This window comes from Oxynema aestuarii AP17 (genome assembly GCF_012295525.1).
GTDB classification, from domain to species: Bacteria; Cyanobacteriota; Cyanobacteriia; order Cyanobacteriales; family Laspinemataceae; genus Oxynema; species Oxynema aestuarii.
Genome location: NZ_CP051167.1, coordinates 5,156,712 through 5,174,309, shown reverse-complemented (window position 1 = coordinate 5,174,309; position 17,598 = coordinate 5,156,712). Strand labels below are relative to the sequence as shown.

Below are 17,598 nucleotides of genomic sequence, written 5' to 3'. Positions count from 1 at the left end.
CCCAACACAGCGATCGAGTGTAAAGATTGCGGCGCCCGAACGAGCAGCCGTATCAGTCCTGTCTAGTACCCTATCAAAAATTGCTCCCTTCGCCGCACCCGATCGCGCTCGACTCTCGAAGAACGAAGCTGCGATCGGCAAGCTCGTCGAGGAGAACGTTTTTTAGAGATTTTGTGCAAAAAACGCCGTCAATATCCATCGATTTTCCGATCTAAACCCTTATTTAATCATCAATTGCACGAATTTCTCTACTCTCGTAAAGATCCCCTCTAAAATTGATAAAGAACCCCATTCCCCCTCGGCAGGTTAGTCGAAGAAGCGGGCAAGAGAACCGCACCAGCAGCAAGATACCCGCCTGAGAGACTTGGAATCGTTCCTGTTGCCTTCTGACTCCTGACTCCTGAATTCCCTATGGATCTAATTTTGTGCCATACCACTGCCGACTTCGACGCCCTCGGGGCTGCTGTCGGCTTGACATGCTTACAACCGGGGGCGCGGATTGTGTTATCGGGGGGGTGTCATCCGGGGGTTCGGGAGTTTCTGGCGTTACATCGCGACGAGTATGCATTGATCGAACGGCGATCGGTGGATCCGCAGAAAATTCGCTCCTTAATCGTGGTCGATACTCAACAGCGCGATCGCCTCGGCAAAACGGCGGAATGGTTGGATTTGCCCGTCCCGATTCAAATTTGGGACCACCATCTCGACGTGGAAAGTGACATTCCGGCAACTCAAACGCAAATTGAGGCCGTCGGAGCGACCACCACCCTGATTGTCGAACAATTGCAAAAACAGATCGCCGCGATCGATCGCCAAGGGGACGGCGCTCCCGCAGGCAACAGGCGCCATCTGACCGCCGCCGAAGCCACGGTCATGGCCTTGGGCATCCACGTAGATACCGGGTCGCTGACCTTCGACCACGCCACCGCCAGGGATGCGGCAGCGTTAGCCTGGTTGATGGAACGCGGGGCTAGCGTGCGGGCGATCGCCGAATACATCGAACCGGGATTGTCCCCCCAACTGCAAGACCTGCTCGCCGTGGGACTCAGGGATCTCCAGTCCGAAACGATTCAAGGCAATACAGTGTCTTGGGTCGTGCTCGACAGTGACGCTTACGTGCCCGGACTGGCGGGATTGGCCTCTCACTTACTCGAACTGACCGAAAGTGACGTGGTGCTCTTAGCCCATTACTATCCCGTCAAAAGTGGCAACGACGAACGGCTGACCCTGATCGGGCGATCGCGCATCCCCCAAACCAACCTGCACGAACTGTTCAAACCCTTGGGAGGCGGCGGTCACCCCCGTGCCGCCTCCGCCGCCTTACGCAACGCCGATCGCGATCGCCTCCTGCCGGATCTGCTCGATCGCCTCAAACAGCAAATCCCCCATCCGCCCCTCGCCCGCGAACTGATGTCCTCCCCGGTGCGGACGATCCGACCGGACACCACCATCCACGAAGCCCATCGCATCCTGCTGCGTTACGGTCACTCCGGCTTATCCGTCGTCGATTCCCGGGGACAACTCGTCGGCGTAATTTCCCGGCGCGACCTCGATATTGCCTTACACCACGGCTTTTCCCACGCCCCGGTCAAAGGCTACATGACCACCAACCTCAAAACGATCGCCCCGGATACCACCCTTCAAGAGATCGAAGCGTTGATGGTCACTTACGATATCGGACGGCTGCCCGTCCTCGAAAACGACGAACTGATCGGCATCGTCACCCGCACCGACCTACTGCGCCAACTACATCAAGACAAGGCGATCGGACAGTCGCGCGATCCGATCGATCGCATTCACCCCTACTGTCCCCTACCGCCCTCGGTCAAACCCTTACTGGCGCGGAGTTTAGTCCCGCCCCTGGCTCGCCTCCTCGATCGCGCCGCCCAGTTAGCCGAAGAGCGCGGCTGGCACTTATATCTCGTCGGCGGCGGCGTCCGCGACCTCCTGCTCGCCGTTTCTTCCCCCTGCTCAACCTCGGAAAGCGACGAGGACGACACCTCCGGTCTCCATCCGTGCAAGGAACCGTTGATGCTCGGCGATATCGATCTCGTCGTCGATGGCTTCCACAAAACCGCCGATGTCGGAGCGGGAATGGAACTGGCTAAAGCCTTGCGCCAACTGTATCCCGCCGCCCGCCTCGACATTCACGGACAATTTCAAACCGCCGCCTTACTCTGGCACAAAGACCCGGTTTTAGATTCGCTGTGGGTCGATATTGCCACGGCGCGCACGGAATTTTATCCCTATCCCGCCGCCAATCCGGAAGTAGAAGCCAGTTCGATCCGTCAAGACCTCTACCGCCGGGATTTTACGATCAACGCCCTGGCACTGCGCCTGACCGGGGGCGATCGCGCCGGACAGATTTTAGACTTTTTCGGCGGTTGGCTGGACTTGCAAGACCGTCGGATTCGGGTGTTGCACGCCAACAGCTTTATCGAAGATCCGACGCGAATTTATCGGGCCGTGCGCTTTGCGGTGCGTCTCGGTTTCGAGATCGAAGCGCAAACCGAACGCTACATCCGCCACGCCCTCGAAAGTGGGATTTACGAACGGATGCAGAAAAACGCCCTCGACCCCGCCTCGGGCAAACGACGCGCCCCGGCGTTGGAAACGCGCCTCAAAAGTGAGTTGAAATATATTTTGCAGGCGCCTTATTGGAAAAGTGCCTTGGAACTGCTCGGGGATTTAGGGGCGTTGCGCTGCATCCATCCGAGTTTGAAATTGAATGGGCGGTTGTGGCGAGAGTTGTGTTTAGTCGATCGCGGCTTGCAGGCGATCGCGCGGCGACCCGCTCGAATGGGGGGTGCCGTCCCCCCCTGTTTCTCCCAACTGCCGGAATATTGGCAAATTCGCTTAGAAGTCATTTTGGCCCACTTGGCCCCGGGCGATCGCCGCCAAGTGGCCACGAACTTGCAAATGAGTATCGAAACGATCGATCGCCTCGACGGTTTGGCCGAGGCGTCCGAGGCGGTGTCCCCGGTGAGCGAGTTAACCCGTCCGAGCGCGATCGTGAGGCTGTTGCGCCGTTACGACGTGCTGACCCTAATGCTCGTCGCCGTGCGCGCCTCCCGTCCCATTCGCCGCAAAATTTGGCAATATTTGACCGAATGGATCGAAACGAAGCCCCTCCTCGACGGCCACGACCTCAAAACCCTCGGCTACAAACCCGGTCCGCGTTATAAGCAAATTTTAGATGCCGTGCTGGCGGCGACCCTCGATCGCGCGATCGTCACTCGCGCCGAAGCGGAAACCTTTATTCAAGAACATTTCCCGTGAAATAGCGCCGATTGAATCGAAGATTACCCTCGCGGCTTCCTACTTCTCCCGCCGAAGCCCCCAGAAAACAAGTTTTCTATAAGTCTGACTCAGCCTCCATAAGCCCAAACCCGTCTTCCCCAGGGGGGTTAAGTTTTTAGAACCTGTTGTTAACCCTGGTTTTCGCCCTTGGAATTGGTGTTCCAAGAAGATTTAATCTTATAGCACAAGGATTGGCTCGCGATTCATCTCTCGCTTCAACCGCAGATTTGAAGCGGACGCTTCTCGCAAGTTCTGCTCAATTCTCAAATCTGCCCCCAAGTTTTAAGATCGTCGCATTATTTTAGGATGGGGACTCATGAACGCTCACGAACTGCTCAAACGGTATGCAGCAGGAGAAAGGGATTTTCGCGGGGTACAACTGAGTCGGGCGAATCTGATGTTTGCTCAGCTCATGGGGATTGACTTGTACGATGCCGAACTCAGTGGCGTCGATTTTTACGATGCCAATCTCACTCAAGCGAAATTAAGTGGAGCCAATTTAGAAAAAGCCCATCTGGGTCGGGCGAACTTGGCTCAGACGAAATTTTTCGGTGCCAATCTCTCCCGGGCCAATCTCTCCCGCGCCGATTTGGGGCGGGCCGATTTATTTCGGGCGAATTTAACCTTGGCGGACTTGTCCGGCGCTAATCTGACCCGCGCCGATTTAAGTGGAGCTGATTTGAGTCGGGCGAATTTAAGCAAAGCCAATTTAACCCATGCCAACTTGAGCGAGGCGAATTTATCATCTGCCAATCTCGTCGGGGCGAACTTTAAAGGAGCAAAACTCAACGGCGCCAATTTGAGCGAGGCGGACTTGTACGATGCGGATTTAAGTAACGCCAAATTGGAAAAAGCGGACTTGAGAAACGCCCAGTTATTCGGGGCCAAGTTGCCGGGGGCAAATTTATCCGATGTCGATTTGCGTCACGCCAAATTGTGCGAAGTCAATTTAAGTAAGGCGAATTTGGCGCGCAGCGACTTGTCCGGGAGTAATTTAAGTCGGGCCAATTTGAACGAGACCAATTTGAGCCGCACGAACTTGAGTTATTGCAATTTAAGTGAAACGACGTTAACCCGCGCCAATTTAACCGAGGCGAAGTTGACGGAAGTCAATTTGAGTCGGGCCAATTTGGCGCGCGCGATTTTAGTCGGAGCGGATTTTTCGACCCCGGTGGGGGAAGGGAGTAAGGCGCGGGCGTTTTCTCTGAAAAATCAAGGGACGATTTGGTTGGGGCGATCGCCCAAAGCTAGCATCCAATTATATTCCCCCTTCGTGTCCCGCCGTCATGCGGTGATTCACGTCAATTCTCAAGGGGAATATGTCTTGCGCGACCACAACAGCACCAATGGCGTCTTTGTCAACGACCAACAACTCGAAGGCCCGGTGGTCCTGTCGGACGGCGCGACGATTAAAATCGGTCCATTTGTTTTAGTTTTAAAAGGGGAAGACTTACAGGTTGAAGTCGATGGCACCTCGATTCAGCCGAGTTGTCTGATTCAAGCCGATTTAACTCAAGCGGACTTGCGTCAGGCCAATTTAAGCGGGATTTGCCTTTACGGCGCCAATTTGAGCGGCGTTCACCTCGAAAATACCAATTTGACCGGAACGGTGATGCCCGACGGTTCGATCGCCCCGAAATCGGTTCCCAAAGCGGGGAATCGCCCAACCCAACCCTAGGCAAGAATCGAGGGTTTGCGGCGGGTTCGAGCGCCGAGAGTCACGCCATCGGCCTCAATTTCCCCGTCGATGCTGCGGACTAAAATCACCGCTAATCGTGCGGTTTCGCGCTTTCATTCGCCTTTGGCCGTTCTCGATTGGACGCGATCGATAATCGTCGAATCGAACATCAGTTTTACGGACTATTGGCGATCGTGTTAAGCTTGAAAACCTGTAGTTTTGCCAATCGTTTGACGATCGCTCTCAACGATTAAAGGTGTGAAATTGCACCGTGAAATTAAGCTGCAAAATTAAGCTGTAAAATTAAGCTGCAAAACTCACCGTCGATCTTTTGTTCTTGTTATTTTTGTAGGCCAATATGTTAAGAGCTGGAATTGTCGGACTCCCTAACGTCGGTAAATCTACGTTATTTAACGCCCTCGTAGCTAATGCGAAAGCCCAAGCAGCTAATTTTCCCTTCTGCACCATCGAGCCGAATGTAGGGGTGGTCGCCGTTCCTGACGAACGCCTCCAAGTGCTCGCCGAACTTTCTCATTCCGAGCAAATTGTGCCGACGCGAATTGAGTTTGTCGATATTGCAGGATTGGTGAAAGGAGCCAGTCAAGGGGAAGGTTTGGGGAACCAATTTCTCTCTCATATTCGTCAAGTTGACGCGATCGTTCAGGTGGTTCGCTGTTTTGAAAATGACGATATCATTCACGTTTCTGGAGGGATCGATCCCCTTCGAGATATTGAAGTCATTAATTTAGAATTAGCATTAGCAGATTTGGCTCAAATCGAACGCCGGATCGAACGCACTCGCAAACAAGCCCGCGCCAATAAAGACGCCCAAGCCGAACTCGCCGTTCTCGAAAAGATTTCCGCCGTTCTCAATGAAGGAAAATCGGCTCGTCAAACGGAATTAAACGAGGAAGAATTAGAGTTAGTTAAACAGTTGGAATTGTTAACGCTCAAACCAATTATTTACGCGGCTAACGTGTCGGAAGAAGATTTAGCCAGTGGCAATCAGTGGGTGGAAGAAGTTCGCAAATTTGGCGATCGCGAAAATGCTCAAACAATCGTGGTTTCGGCGCAAGTCGAATCGGAATTAGTCGATTTGTCGGCAGAAGAACGGGCAGACTTCCTCGAATCTTTGGGCGTGGAAGAAGGCGGGTTGCAATCTCTAATTCACGCGACGTATAAGTTGTTGGGATTGCGGACATTTTTAACGACCGGACCGAAAGAAACCCGGGCGTGGACGATTCGAGAAGGGATGTCTGCCCCCCAAGCGGCGGGGACGATTCATACCGATTTCGAGCGCGGTTTTATTCGGGCGGAAACGATCGCCTATGCGGATTTGGTCGCGAGTGGGTCGATGAATGCGGCGAAGGAAAAAGGGTTAGTTCGCAGTGAAGGAAAAGAGTATATCGTCCAAGAAGGCGATGTTATGTTGTTTCGATTTAATGTTTGATCGAATCGTTCGATCGCGCGACAATTGCGCCTTAATGGGTTAAGGGAAAGGCGATCGCTTCGGGATACGCTGGTTAGCAATCAGAGGCGATCGCCGAACCCGAAAAACTCGTTGCTTGTCCGAATCTTTATGGTCTAATTTCTATAAAACTCAAGGGCAACACAATGATGCTCGATCGAGAAATTGAGTTTACTCTTCCTAAAGGAGTTATTGATGCAAGCGGTCGCCTTCACCGTCACGGTACAATGCGTCCGATAACTGGAGAAGACGAAATCTACGTGACCCGCGATCGCCGGGTTCGGGAGGAGCCCGCTTATGCGACTTTCGTAATACTTTCGCGGGCGATCGTCGAGTTGGGAACCCTCGATCGAATCACTCCCCAACAGTTAGAAGAATTGTTTTTAGCAGACTTTATTTACCTGCAAGAACAGTTTAACGAACTCAATCAAGAATTAGTGAGGTTTTCCGAACTGGGGGAATGGTAGGCTACCCCTTGGATCTCCTCTACGAGGAGGTAGCCGCGATCGCCTTTTATTTTCACTGGTCGTTAGCGGAGATTTTAAAATTAGAACACCGCGAACGACGCCGATGGGTCGAGGAAATCGAGAAACTACTTCCCTGAAACGGCGAGAGGGACTTTCAGTAAAACCCAGAGAAGTTCGAGAGAATCTCAATCAAATTTCAATCAAATCTAAATAAAATATCAGGAGAATCAGGATTGCTGGCCAATGGATAGTACAGTGGGATTTATTCTAAAAGTGATCGTCGCCTCGGCGGTTCTCTCCGTGGCGATTAAATGGGTCGGTCCACAGTTTGCGCTTCCTGCAACGGCGACGATCGCGGCGATCGGTGTTTTTACCCCGCCCGCCATTTTAGCCCTTCTCCTGAGTTGGCGCATGTGGCAACAACGAGGAGAATAGACCGATCTTTTCGTCAATCCGGTACGGTCTCAATCCGATATTTTCATAACTTCTTATCACTCATTCATGGGTTGACGGTCGCAACTGCGCGATCGCCATCTACCCCCTCTTTATCAAATCCTTATCAAATCGTTGTCAGGAGCGATCGCCCGTGAATCTAGGTCAATGGATCGGCTTTTTAAGCTTACTTATTTCCCTTTATATTCTCTGGCAAATTCGCCAAGTTTTACTTCTTGTCTTTGCTGCCGTCGTCCTGGCAACTGCCCTCAATCGACTCGCGCGCTACTTACAAAAATTCCATATTAAACGCGGTTGGGCAGTTCTGATTTCCATTACCTTATTGTTCGTCATTCTGACAGGCTTTTTCTGGTTGATCGTGCCGCCCTTTGCCGAACAATTCCAACAATTAATCCAACTGCTTCAATTAGGCATAGAAGAACTCAATAACTGGCTCGATCGTTTTCGTACCCGGGTTCCCCGAGATTTAAAACAATACCTACCCGATCTCGATACGATTACCGGACAATTTCCCGCCTTAATCAATCAACTATTTGAACGGGCGGGAAATGTCGTCAGTGGCACCTTGGGCGTCATGCTCAGTTCTCTGTTAGTTGTCGTCCTGTCGCTGATGTTTTTAGTCAATCCCGCCGCCTACCGTCGTGCCTTCGTGCGCTTATTTCCTTCCTTCTACAGGCGCCGAGTCGAGGGCATTTTAGATCGTTGCGAAGTCGCCCTCGGCGGTTGGCTGGTGGGGATTTTATTTAATATGCTCGTGATTGCTACGTTTAGCTGGCTGGGATTGACCATTCTCGGGGTGCGTCTGTCTTTAGCTAACGGCATTTTAGCGGGAATTCTAACGTTTATTCCGAATATCGGTCCGGGATTGAGCGTCATTCCGCCTATGGCGATCGCCCTCCTCGATGCCCCTTGGAAAACCCTCGCCGTTTTAATTCTCTACATTTTTATCCAACAAGCAGAGAGCAATTTTCTCACCCCTTACGTGATGGCGGAACAAGTGTCTCTGTTGCCCGCCGTCACCTTACTCGCGCAAGTCTTTTTCGTGACCTTTTTCGGCTTTTTAGGTTTATTTTTAGCCCTACCTCTCACCGTAGTGGCTCAAGTTTGGTTGCAAGAAGTTTTAATTAAAGACATCCTCGATCGCTGGAACAAACCCCCTCAATTTATCAAAGGAATGGTCGATACCGATGGAGAATCCCCAGATCGCTCCCATCCAGAGGATTCACCAGCGCGATCGCATGGCGAAGCGATCGGCGACGAGGCGATCGAAGGATGAAAGATTTTAGATGTTAGCGTCAGAGAGGAAGATCCTCGGGCTACGGACTGGGGGAAGAAGCGGCTTGTCCCCTTCAACGACAAGCAGGGACGATATCCGAAATTTGAGGGTTCAAGCGAGAAAAATTGACGCGATTGGGACCCGAAGCGACCAGTTCCACTCCTCCGGTGTCATTGGTGACCCACCCGGTGGCCTCAAGGGTTGGAGGCGCAGACGCAGTACGAACAGGGCGATCGCCTTCATGGGTCAATGGCGAGGCGTTAGACTCTTCGGGAATGTCGCGCAGGTCGTTCCATAAGCTGTGAGCGCGGATCGGCGCGATCGGATTTTCCGGCAATCCTCCGCTTCCAGTAATCGTAAATTGATTTTGCTCCGGGGCGGCACAACCTGCCAGTTGTAACCGATACGCAGACAGTAATTGCGGCGACGTTTTTAAAAATCCCGTCCTCGGATCGAATTCCGGCGTTTCTAAACGCACTTCGCCGCTAAAATTGGCGCCGAGTTCGGAAGAAGCGGTAATATCGCTCGCCGCCGTCGGTTGCGATCGCAGTTCGGTACCGAAAATGCCCTCGGCACTGATACTGATGCGTCCTCCGGCACTGTTGACCGCGTTGGCGGTAATATCGCTATTGTCGAGGGCGACTAAATTCTGAGTGGCGATCGTCAAATTTCCCCCGTCGTCTAGCCCTCGGGCATTGGTCGAAATTTGACTGTTACCGCGCAAGCGTAAATCGCGAGCGGACAGTCTAATATTACCCAACCCGGCGCTGTTATCGGCTCGCAGGAGCGCCTGAGTGTCTAAATCGACCGTTTCCGCGATTAATTCGAGACTCCCCGCTTGCCCGGTACTCGAACTGCTCACGGTGACTTCAGCACGGTTATCCGCCGAGAACGATTGGGCTTCAATGGTTAAGTTTCCCGCATTGCCCGCCCCTTGCGAGGACGCAAATAAGCCACTGGGGAAGCGAGTTCCCGAGTCGTCGGTGAAGAACAGGCGATCGCGAAATTCCAACTCTGCTGCAGTGCCACTGAGCGAGATCGGGCCGTTGACGCGAATGGTGAGGGTGCCGCCATTGCCCGCCCCAAAGCTGCCGGAGCCGATCTGACCGCCATCGGCAACCCGCAAGCGCCCGGTTTCGATGGTCAAATCGGCGCCGGGGGCGTCGAAATTGGCATTGGTCGAAATGGCGGAGGGCAATCCTTCTTCATTCTGGCCGAAGACGTCGATCGATTCGGTCGCAGTGATGGAGAGCACTCCGGCGGCGCTGCTCGGATCGGTGCCGTTGGTTTCCGTGGAAATGGCGCCGCCATCGGCCACGATCAAACGTCCGGTTTCTATGGTGAGATTGCCCCCTCTGCCCGTACTTCCGATTTCGACGGTGGTGACGACGACACTCGCAAATAGACTGCCGAAGGAGACCCCCGCGCCACTTACTTCGATCGACTCGCGGGCGCGCAAAATGACTTCTCCAGCATTGCCTTCTCCCCGAGTAAACGAGAGAATTTGTGCCCCTTCTAAGACCCGCAGGCGATCGCTTTCGATGGCGATCGTGCCGCCCGTTCCCGTGGCGCCTACAAAGCTCGAACCGGACCAAAAACTGGTTCGGGTTTCGACGTCGCGGGCTTTGACCGACATCAAGCCACCGTTCCCGGAACCGAAGGTATCGACGCCGACGATACTGCCGTCGAGAACTCGCAGGCGATCGGTTTCAATGAGGAGTTGACCGCCGTTGCCGGAGGCGCCGGGGGCCACGGAGGCGAAGGCACTACTCGAAAAGGTGCCGTCGCCGGGGGTCAAGCCGGAAAATTCGATCGATTCGCTGGTTTGCAATTTGACGGTTTGACCGGGTCCGGCGCCGAGGGTATCGGCCAAGATCGAAGAGCCTTCGAGGACGGCTAAGTGGCGCGCTCTCACTTGAATGTTGCCGCCACGATCGCCACTGGCATCGACGGAGGCGGCTCCACTCAGGCGCGTATCTCCCCATTCTCGGACGTTATAGCTGAAGGCTGGGTTTTCGTTGCCAAAAGTGACGGTTCCCGTTCTGACGCTTCCCAATTCGATCTGGCCGTCTTCGGCGGTGAGGTTGCCCCCGGCAATGTCGATGCGATCGCCGAGCAGGGCTAAGGTTTCCCCGGGAGGAACGGCGAATCCGGTGGGGCGATCGTCGCGCACGGTTTCGAGGAGCGGACCGAACCCGAATCGATTGCCCGGTCCGAGGACGGTCAGACTGGCTGGGGATTGCCCGTCGTTGACAAATTGGATCCCCGTCGGTACGGCGACGGTGAGCAGGGGAGGGGTTGAGGTGTCTGTGGCGCTAAAGATGCTGCCGTCGTCGAACAGGAGGCGATCGCCTGTGGTGGCGAGAAAGGAGCCGCCGATCTCCAAGCGGGCGTTGGCACCGAAGACGATCCCGGACGGGTTGAGTAGAAATAGGTTCGCCCCCGGGTTGGCGCGGATCGTGCCGTCGATTTGCGAGATTTTGCCTCCGGTGACTCGGGTCACAATATTGGTAATTCCGGCGGCATTGTCGAACCAGACCACGCCTTCGGTACCCACTGAAAATTCTTTAAAGCTGTGGAAGAGATTGTTTCCGGCTTGGGTTCCCCCCCGGATCTGGGTGAGGTCCCCTTCGGGGGTGGCCAGGGAGTTTTGCGGGAGGCTGCCATCGGGAATCACTTGCGCCCTTGCGGCAATTGGGGATAGGGCGGCGATCGCCAGGGCGAGGCATTGGAGGGCGCGGCTGGGTTTGATTCCCCGAGTCTGGGTCATGGTTCGTGCTGTTGAGGGACGCTCGGCGATCGTTGCGATCGCGATCTCAGCCATAGCCGATCTCGATCGCACCGACAACCGTAATTTCACGGATACTAGAAGATGGAAGGGTTTAAATTTCTCCGAGATCCTATGGATACTATTGCATCTACCGATCGAAATGCCATTCGCCGGGCCGTCGATCGCATCCTCTCCTCTCGTCAAATCAGCCGTCAAGACCAACGCACGTTAATGACTTTACTCTCGGGACATTGTTTGAGTTCGCAAGAACAAGTTTGGGTCGATCGCATTTATGAAGATTTACATCGAGGGTTAATTCACGCGATTGATTGAAGGTACCGATCCGGTCGATCCTAATTTCTGGATCGTTTTGATTCGAGGGGTTGAGATCGATGTTTCAACGATTATTCTAAGTTGTTGTAAACATCTGCGATTCCCTCTATTTTCTCGGTTCCAAGTTAAATCTGCTCGGCAGATCGAACCCGCCAATCGTTCAAGTGAAAGCGAGTTTGTTCCGAGACTTCAATCGCCTTGTGATAGGCTTGCCGATAGCAATCGCCTGCTTTTTCATAATGTTTTAATTTCGACCAGGCCATCCCTTCCAATCCTAAAATATGGGACGATCCGATTCCATTGGGACAAATGGCTAAGGCTTGGTGGTAAGCGGCGATCGATTCTTCGTAGCGCTGCAAGGCAAACAATAAGGAACCTTTTCCATTCCAAGCTTGATAGCGACCGATCGGATTCATACTCACTTCGATCGCCCGGTCGTAGGAGGCGATCGCCTCTTGATAGCGCCTCAATCGTTTTAAGGTTTCCCCTCGTTGTTGCCAAAGATAAGAAGCTTTGGGCTGCAATTCCAAGGCGCGATCGTAAGCTTCGAGGGCTTCTGGATAAGCCCCACAAACCAAATGGCGATCGCCTCGATTTTTCCAATCTTCGTAACTCGAATCTTTACTCGGGGATCCTAAATCGTTGGCCGTTGTTTTTTCCAAGAACTGCTCGACACGGATCGACGGCGAACCCGGAGGACACGATTCTTCAATAACTGCGGGTTCCCGGGGAGGTTCCGGGGTCGAACTGGTCGCACGATCGCGGTCGAAATTTTTAATTTTTGTTAGCATCTTGAGCAACCCATAGGCGATCGCGATCGAAGCCAAAATAACAAGCAAGAATTCCATCTGATTCCTCCGAGTCAAGCGATTGGGTGATGTGCTTAAGATATCCGGAAAAATTCTAAAGACTGCGTTCTCTTCGTGAAAACTTTAGACTTTGAGTAACGGGATTCACAACAAACTTAATACAACGCAAATAAAATTATATAATCTACGTTCTCATTGATTCCGTAACTCAGATAACCAAGAGAGCCATATTTGTGAGTTAAACTCACGGCGGGGCGACTTGCAAAGTAAATAAATAATGACAAAACTATTTTCTTCAAGCATCGACTCGTACAGAGGAGTCCGCAGTCAAGATCCGCGCACGAGGGGCGATCGCGTGTCATGATGCGATCGTGCGTTCGCACTCGCGACGCCTCCGGCGTATCGCCGCCGACAGGCCCACGGATCCTCGCGCTTCCAGGCCGGGGAGGCTTTCCCCGGGGCGATCGGGTCAATCGATCTTGCAATCCTTGTGACTTTTTGAGAAGTTTGGGGAGCAATCAGTCCCCCTCAACAATTTTCAATTGAGCGTTAGAAGACTTCGAGAGGCTCAGCACGGACTTCCCAAGCATGGTAGAATCCGACTACCTAACCGGGCCCGAAATAGCGAAAACCAAGCTAGATCCATACAAGTTTTTTTGTACAACCTGTGCTTTCCATAAATCTTAGGAACTCGGATAGCGCCGATCGCCTAGAGGTAAGACCAATCGGTAAGGGCGAAAATTTTTTTGCTCCTACTTGAAGGCCATCTATGGGCTTGTTGCCCAAGCTATATTCTTTTAAATCGGCGTAGGTAGTTTACTTTAGACCTTTCATTCAGAAGTTAGGAGGATCTCAATCGTGGATAACGAACTACCCAAATATCGGCTAGTTTGCACCCTCACCTTTGGGGACATTTACGGACAAATCATCATTTGGTTGATCGTCATTTTCCTCAGTTTGGCGTCGGCGTTGGCCTTGTGGAGTGCCGAACGGCAGATTTACGCCCTCGCCACGGTCGGACTCATTGTCGTCTTATCCTTACCATTCCTGCTGTTTGCCTTCGTCACGACCTTACTCAATCACATCGAATTCAATCCGGTCGATAATACCTCCCCCGAACTGGGAACGGCTTCGAGCGCATCCCGTAGGGAGGGAACGGCAGGCGCGACCAGTTGAGACCCCACAGCCCGCAATGGCTCGTCGCGCCAACCCCTGTCAGAATTTCCCTGCCCGAAGGTGGGGAATCTTTTTTGAGAGCGAAGTATAGAAAATGCCCAAGATAGCAGATACGATCGAACACGACGTCATTATCGTCGGTGGCGGACTCGCAGGTTGTCGGGCTGCCGTCGAAATCAGCCGCCTCAAGCCGGATGCGGACGTGGCGGTAGTCGCTAAAACTCACCCGATCCGATCGCACTCCGTCGCAGCCCAAGGGGGGATCGCCGCCACCCTCAAAAACGTAGACGACCTCGACTCCTGGGAAGCTCACGCCTTCGATACGGTCAAAGGATCGGACTACCTCGCCGACCAAGATGCAGTCGAACTGCTCGCCCGGGAAGCCCCCAATGTGGTCATCGACCTCGAACACATGGGGGTTCTCTTTTCGCGACTGCCCGACGGACGGATCGCCCAACGGGCGTTCGGCGGTCACAGTCACAAACGCACCTGTTACGCCGCCGACAAGACAGGTCACGCGATCCTGCACGAGTTGGTCAATAATTTGCGCCGTTGCGGGGTGCGAGTGTACGACGAATGGTACGTGATGCGCCCGATTGTCGAGGACGGAGAAGCGAAGGGGGTGGTCATGTACCACATTCTCGACGGCGAACTGCGGGCGGTCCGGGCGAAGGTGGTGATGTTAGCCACGGGCGGCTACGGACGGGTTTTTAATACGACCTCGAACGATTTTGCTTCGACTGGGGACGGTTTGGCAATGGCGGCGATCGCCGGAGTCCCCTTGCAGGATATGGAGTTCGTCCAGTTTCACCCCACGGGACTCTATCCGGTGGGGGTGTTGATTTCGGAAGCGGTACGCGGCGAAGGGGCGTATCTGATTAATGGCGAAGGCGATCGGTTCATGGCGAATTACGCCCCCTCGCGGATGGAATTGGCACCCCGGGATATTACCTCCCGGGCGATCGCCCTCGAAATTCGCGCCGGACGGGGCATCCACGCCGACGGCAGTCCCGGCGGTCCGTTTGTTTACCTGGACTTGCGCCACATGGGACGGGAAAAAATTATGAGTCGGATTCCCTTTTGTTGGGAAGAAGCCCATCGTTTGCTGGCGATCGATGCGGCGATCGAACCGATGCCCGTACGTCCCACGGCTCACTACTCGATGGGCGGGATTCCCGTGGATACTCAAGGGCGCGTTCGCAAGGGTCCGGAAGGTTTTATCGAAGGTTTATTTGCGGCGGGGGAAACGGCGTGCGTGTCGGTTCACGGCGCCAACCGTCTCGGCAGCAATTCCTTGCTCGAATGCGTGGTGTACGGCAAGTTGACCGGGGCGGCGATCGCCCGCTACCTCGACGATCGCAAACAACCCGATTTCGACCCCACCCCCTATCTCGAAGACGCCCGCGACACCCTCCAATCCCTCCTCGACGCCCGTGGCTCCTATCGCATCGGCGAAGTTCGTCAAGCCTTTCAAGACTGCATGAGCCAACATTGCGGCGTCTTTCGGACCGAATCGCTCATGCGCGAAGGCTTGGAACAGGTCGAACGGGCGATCGCTCAAGCCGAACAGGTGTATTTGGACGATAAGGGGACGGTGTGGAATACGGAACTGATCGAAGCACTCGAATTGAAGAATCTCATGCGGGTCGGTCAGATGATTCTCTCCTCCGCCCTAGAGCGTCGGGAAAGTCGCGGCGCCCACGCCCGCGAAGATTATCCCGATCGCGACGATGCCAATTTTTTAAAACATACTCTGGCCTATTATTCCCCGACAGGAATTGACATTCGTTATCGACCCGTCACCATTACTCGCTTCGAGCCGAAGGAACGCAAGTATTAGAGCGCTCAAAAAGAGGGGTTTTTTCCCTTTGGCCAGCCCTCGATCGCGGGAATTTGATTTCACAAATGAATCATTTTTAAAAGCAAAGTGATTCATTTGTGAAATGAGAAATACTTCGATTGAAAAAGGGAGAAAAACGATCGAAAATGCTTGTATTTTTGAAGCGTTTACAGTAGAATGAACTCCTGAAGGGGAGTAGCTATCGACTCATCAAAGTGTCGATCTATCCGAATCAACATACTGGCTCAAACGCCTGGTTTGGATAACAAGTTTTCCGATTTTCCTCGATAAGAAAGAGGAAATTTTGAGTCTTTAGAGAACTTGGCAGCGAGACCTTCACTAAGTTCGCATTCGAGCGAGCTTGGTGAAGTGTTTTCGCTTTTAACCAGCTCGCTCGGATCGCCCTACAGTTTTATTCCGAGGAGCGAGAGTTGATGTTAAAAGCATATACGGCAGGGTTGTTACTGACGACGATTTCCGAGTTAGGAGATAAGACCTTTTTTATTGCCGTCATTTTAGCGATGCGCCACACGCGCAGGTGGGTATTTGGCGGGGTGGTGTTGGCTCTGGCGGCGATGACCGTACTCTCGGTGTTAATCGGTCAGGCGGTGTCATTTTTGCCGAAACATTATCTTGATTTTGGTGAAATTGCTTTGTTTGTGGGCTTCGGTTTGAAGTTGCTTTACGATGCGTCCCAGATGAGTAGCCAACCGGACGAGGAGGAAGTGAAATCGGCGGCGATCGCCGTTGAGGAGTCGAAATTTTCTCGGTGGTTGAGCCAGTCGGCCCAATGGGGAATTTTAGCCGAAGCGTTCTTGCTGACCTTTTTAGCGGAATGGGGCGATCGCACCCAAATCACCACGATCGCCCTAGCGGCGGCGAACAACCCCTTGGGGGTGACCGTCGGAGCGATTCAGGGTCACAGTATCTGCGCGGCGATCGCGGTGATTGGAGGTCGATTAATTGCCGGAAAGATTTCCGAACGGACCGTGACGGCGATCGGCGGCGGTTTATTTCTGCTTTTCGGCATCGTCGCCGCCTTAGAAGTCGCCTAGGGACGCTTACTCCGGCGACGTTTCCTCGGGGTTCGATTCCGCCGGAGAGGGAGCCGGGGCCGGGGCTGGAGCGGCGCCCTGAGTCGGGACGGGCATTTGCGCCAACTGGTTAATTTGATCCTTGTATTGGGCCGGGGCTAATTCCGATGCCGTATTGAATAGAGGTTGAGCTTCGTCATTTTTACCCTGACGTTGGAAAACGAGGGCTTTGGCGAGAATGGGGCGAAAATCCTCCGGATCGGTTTTAATGGCTTCGTCAAAGACCGCGAGGGCTTCGTCATAGCGATCGCGATCGGCGTAGACCTGCCCGAGAATGACCTGAACCGAGACCACATCGATGCTGTTAGCCTCAATTTGATTGGCTTGGGGGGCTTTTTCGAGAGTTTCCTGGAGCAAGCCGATCGCCGCTTCCGGGCGGTCTTGAGCCAGCAAGAGATTGACGTAACCTTGCAAAGCATTGAGATTGCCCGGTTGAGTTTCGAGCAGTTGGCGATAAATTTGGGCTGCGCCCTCGCGATCGTTCTGTTGTTCCTTCGCTTGGGCGAGCAACACCGCATAATTGGTCTGTTCCGGCTTGAGTTCGACCAACTTTTCTAACGCCGCGATCGCCCCGGGAATATCTTGCATTTGCAAGCGCACTTCCAGCAGACCTCGCAATGCGGTTTCGTTGTCCGGTTCCCGTTGTAAAACCAATTCGTAACCGCGAGCTTGGGCTTCTAAATCCGCTTGTGCTGTATTTTGAGGGTCACTGCTCGGCGAAGCCGTCGAAGCCGTCTGCGTGGTGGGGTTATTGGCTTGTAACACCCCGTTGACCAGAGGGGCAATTCCAATCCCGAGAAAGGCAATTAAACCAATGGCCATTACCACTTTAAAGATCCAGCGATCGCGTTTTTCAGACACAGTATTTCCCTTGAATGGTGAGCGAGATCGGTTTAACGCTATTCTAGACAAAGATGACCCGCAACTGAGAAGC

14 protein-coding genes are annotated in these 17,598 nt (G+C 53.5%); 11 read left to right on the top strand and 3 right to left on the bottom strand.

The annotated features are described in order from the left end of the window. The first annotated feature begins 411 nt into the window (after positions 1-411). The 7 genes from HCG48_RS20690 to HCG48_RS20660 all read left to right on the top strand — a co-directional run bounded on the left by HCG48_RS20690 (position 412) and on the right by HCG48_RS20660 (position 8,642). A complete protein-coding gene (locus HCG48_RS20690; RefSeq protein WP_168570860.1) occupies positions 412-3,279 on the top strand; it encodes a CBS domain-containing protein in 2,868 nt (955 codons plus the stop codon). Between the two features lie 337 nt (positions 3,280-3,616). Then, positions 3,617-4,978, top strand: coding sequence for a pentapeptide repeat-containing protein (locus HCG48_RS20685; RefSeq protein WP_168570859.1), 1,362 nt, complete (start codon positions 3,617-3,619; stop codon positions 4,976-4,978). Between the two features lie 358 nt (positions 4,979-5,336). Then, the gene (ychF, locus tag HCG48_RS20680) at positions 5,337-6,428 is read left to right on the top strand and encodes a redox-regulated ATPase YchF (protein ID WP_168570858.1); all 1,092 of its coding nucleotides are present in this window, start codon (positions 5,337-5,339) and stop codon (positions 6,426-6,428) included. Between the two features lie 164 nt (positions 6,429-6,592). After that, positions 6,593-6,913, top strand: a complete 321-nt coding sequence (locus HCG48_RS20675) for a hypothetical protein (RefSeq protein WP_246259670.1) — start codon at positions 6,593-6,595, stop codon at positions 6,911-6,913. Then, positions 6,907-7,050 (top strand): DUF6760 family protein, encoded by a 144-nt coding sequence (locus tag HCG48_RS20670; RefSeq protein ID WP_168570857.1) that lies wholly within the window; start codon positions 6,907-6,909, stop codon positions 7,048-7,050. Before HCG48_RS20675 ends, HCG48_RS20670 begins: the two co-directional genes overlap by 7 nt. Before the next feature lie 106 nt (positions 7,051-7,156). Next, positions 7,157-7,348, top strand: a complete 192-nt coding sequence (locus tag HCG48_RS20665; protein WP_168570856.1) for a hypothetical protein — start codon at positions 7,157-7,159, stop codon at positions 7,346-7,348. Positions 7,349-7,499: 151 nt separating this feature from the next. Next, the gene (locus HCG48_RS20660; protein WP_168570855.1) at positions 7,500-8,642 is read left to right on the top strand and encodes an AI-2E family transporter; all 1,143 of its coding nucleotides are present in this window, start codon (positions 7,500-7,502) and stop codon (positions 8,640-8,642) included. A 73-nt stretch (positions 8,643-8,715) separates the two neighbouring features. Here the strand turns inward: HCG48_RS20660 and HCG48_RS20655 are convergent, their stop codons facing one another. Next, positions 8,716-11,502, bottom strand: coding sequence for a beta strand repeat-containing protein (locus HCG48_RS20655; RefSeq protein WP_210437096.1), 2,787 nt, complete (start codon positions 11,500-11,502; stop codon positions 8,716-8,718). 42 nt (positions 11,503-11,544) lie between these two features. Between HCG48_RS20655 and HCG48_RS20650 the strand changes: the two genes are divergently transcribed. Further along, positions 11,545-11,745: a hypothetical protein gene (locus tag HCG48_RS20650; RefSeq protein WP_168570853.1), complete on the top strand. Its 201-nt coding sequence runs from the start codon at positions 11,545-11,547 to the stop codon at positions 11,743-11,745. Between the two features lie 125 nt (positions 11,746-11,870). Here the strand turns inward: HCG48_RS20650 and HCG48_RS20645 are convergent, their stop codons facing one another. Continuing rightward, on the bottom strand, positions 11,871-12,593 hold the full coding sequence (locus HCG48_RS20645; RefSeq protein ID WP_168570852.1) for a tetratricopeptide repeat protein: 723 nt from the start codon (positions 12,591-12,593) through the stop codon (positions 11,871-11,873). An 819-nt stretch (positions 12,594-13,412) separates the two neighbouring features. Between HCG48_RS20645 and HCG48_RS20640 the strand changes: the two genes are divergently transcribed. From HCG48_RS20640 to HCG48_RS20630, 3 genes are all read left to right on the top strand, one after another. Beyond that, entirely contained in the window at positions 13,413-13,730 is a 318-nt protein-coding gene (locus HCG48_RS20640) for a hypothetical protein (protein ID WP_168570851.1), read from the top strand. A 94-nt stretch (positions 13,731-13,824) separates the two neighbouring features. Next, positions 13,825-15,570: a succinate dehydrogenase/fumarate reductase flavoprotein subunit gene (locus HCG48_RS20635; RefSeq protein WP_168570850.1), complete on the top strand. Its 1,746-nt coding sequence runs from the start codon at positions 13,825-13,827 to the stop codon at positions 15,568-15,570. Positions 15,571-16,004: 434 nt separating this feature from the next. After that, positions 16,005-16,625, top strand: coding sequence for a TMEM165/GDT1 family protein (locus HCG48_RS20630; protein ID WP_168570849.1), 621 nt, complete (start codon positions 16,005-16,007; stop codon positions 16,623-16,625). 6 nt (positions 16,626-16,631) lie between these two features. Here HCG48_RS20630 and HCG48_RS20625 read toward each other — a convergent pair whose 3' ends face one another. Further along, on the bottom strand, positions 16,632-17,525 hold the full coding sequence (locus tag HCG48_RS20625) for a tetratricopeptide repeat protein (protein WP_168570848.1): 894 nt from the start codon (positions 17,523-17,525) through the stop codon (positions 16,632-16,634). Positions 17,526-17,598 lie beyond the last annotated feature (73 nt).

Excerpts from the sequence above, each read along its gene's own strand:
- HCG48_RS20675 (WP_246259670.1), top strand. The coding sequence starts at position 6,593 with ATGATGCTCGATCGAGAAATTGAGTTTACTCTTCCTAAAGGAGTTATT.
- HCG48_RS20670 (WP_168570857.1), top strand. The coding sequence starts at position 6,907 with ATGGTAGGCTACCCCTTGGATCTCCTCTACGAGGAGGTAGCCGCGATC.
- HCG48_RS20685 (WP_168570859.1), top strand. The coding sequence starts at position 3,617 with ATGAACGCTCACGAACTGCTCAAACGGTATGCAGCAGGAGAAAGGGAT.
- HCG48_RS20690 (WP_168570860.1), top strand. The coding sequence starts at position 412 with ATGGATCTAATTTTGTGCCATACCACTGCCGACTTCGACGCCCTCGGG.
- HCG48_RS20650 (WP_168570853.1), top strand. The coding sequence starts at position 11,545 with ATGGATACTATTGCATCTACCGATCGAAATGCCATTCGCCGGGCCGTC.
- ychF (WP_168570858.1), top strand. The coding sequence starts at position 5,337 with ATGTTAAGAGCTGGAATTGTCGGACTCCCTAACGTCGGTAAATCTACG.
- HCG48_RS20635 (WP_168570850.1), top strand. The coding sequence starts at position 13,825 with ATGCCCAAGATAGCAGATACGATCGAACACGACGTCATTATCGTCGGT.
- HCG48_RS20630 (WP_168570849.1), top strand. The coding sequence starts at position 16,005 with ATGTTAAAAGCATATACGGCAGGGTTGTTACTGACGACGATTTCCGAG.
- HCG48_RS20645 (WP_168570852.1), bottom strand. The coding sequence starts at position 12,593 with ATGGAATTCTTGCTTGTTATTTTGGCTTCGATCGCGATCGCCTATGGG.
- HCG48_RS20665 (WP_168570856.1), top strand. The coding sequence starts at position 7,157 with ATGGATAGTACAGTGGGATTTATTCTAAAAGTGATCGTCGCCTCGGCG.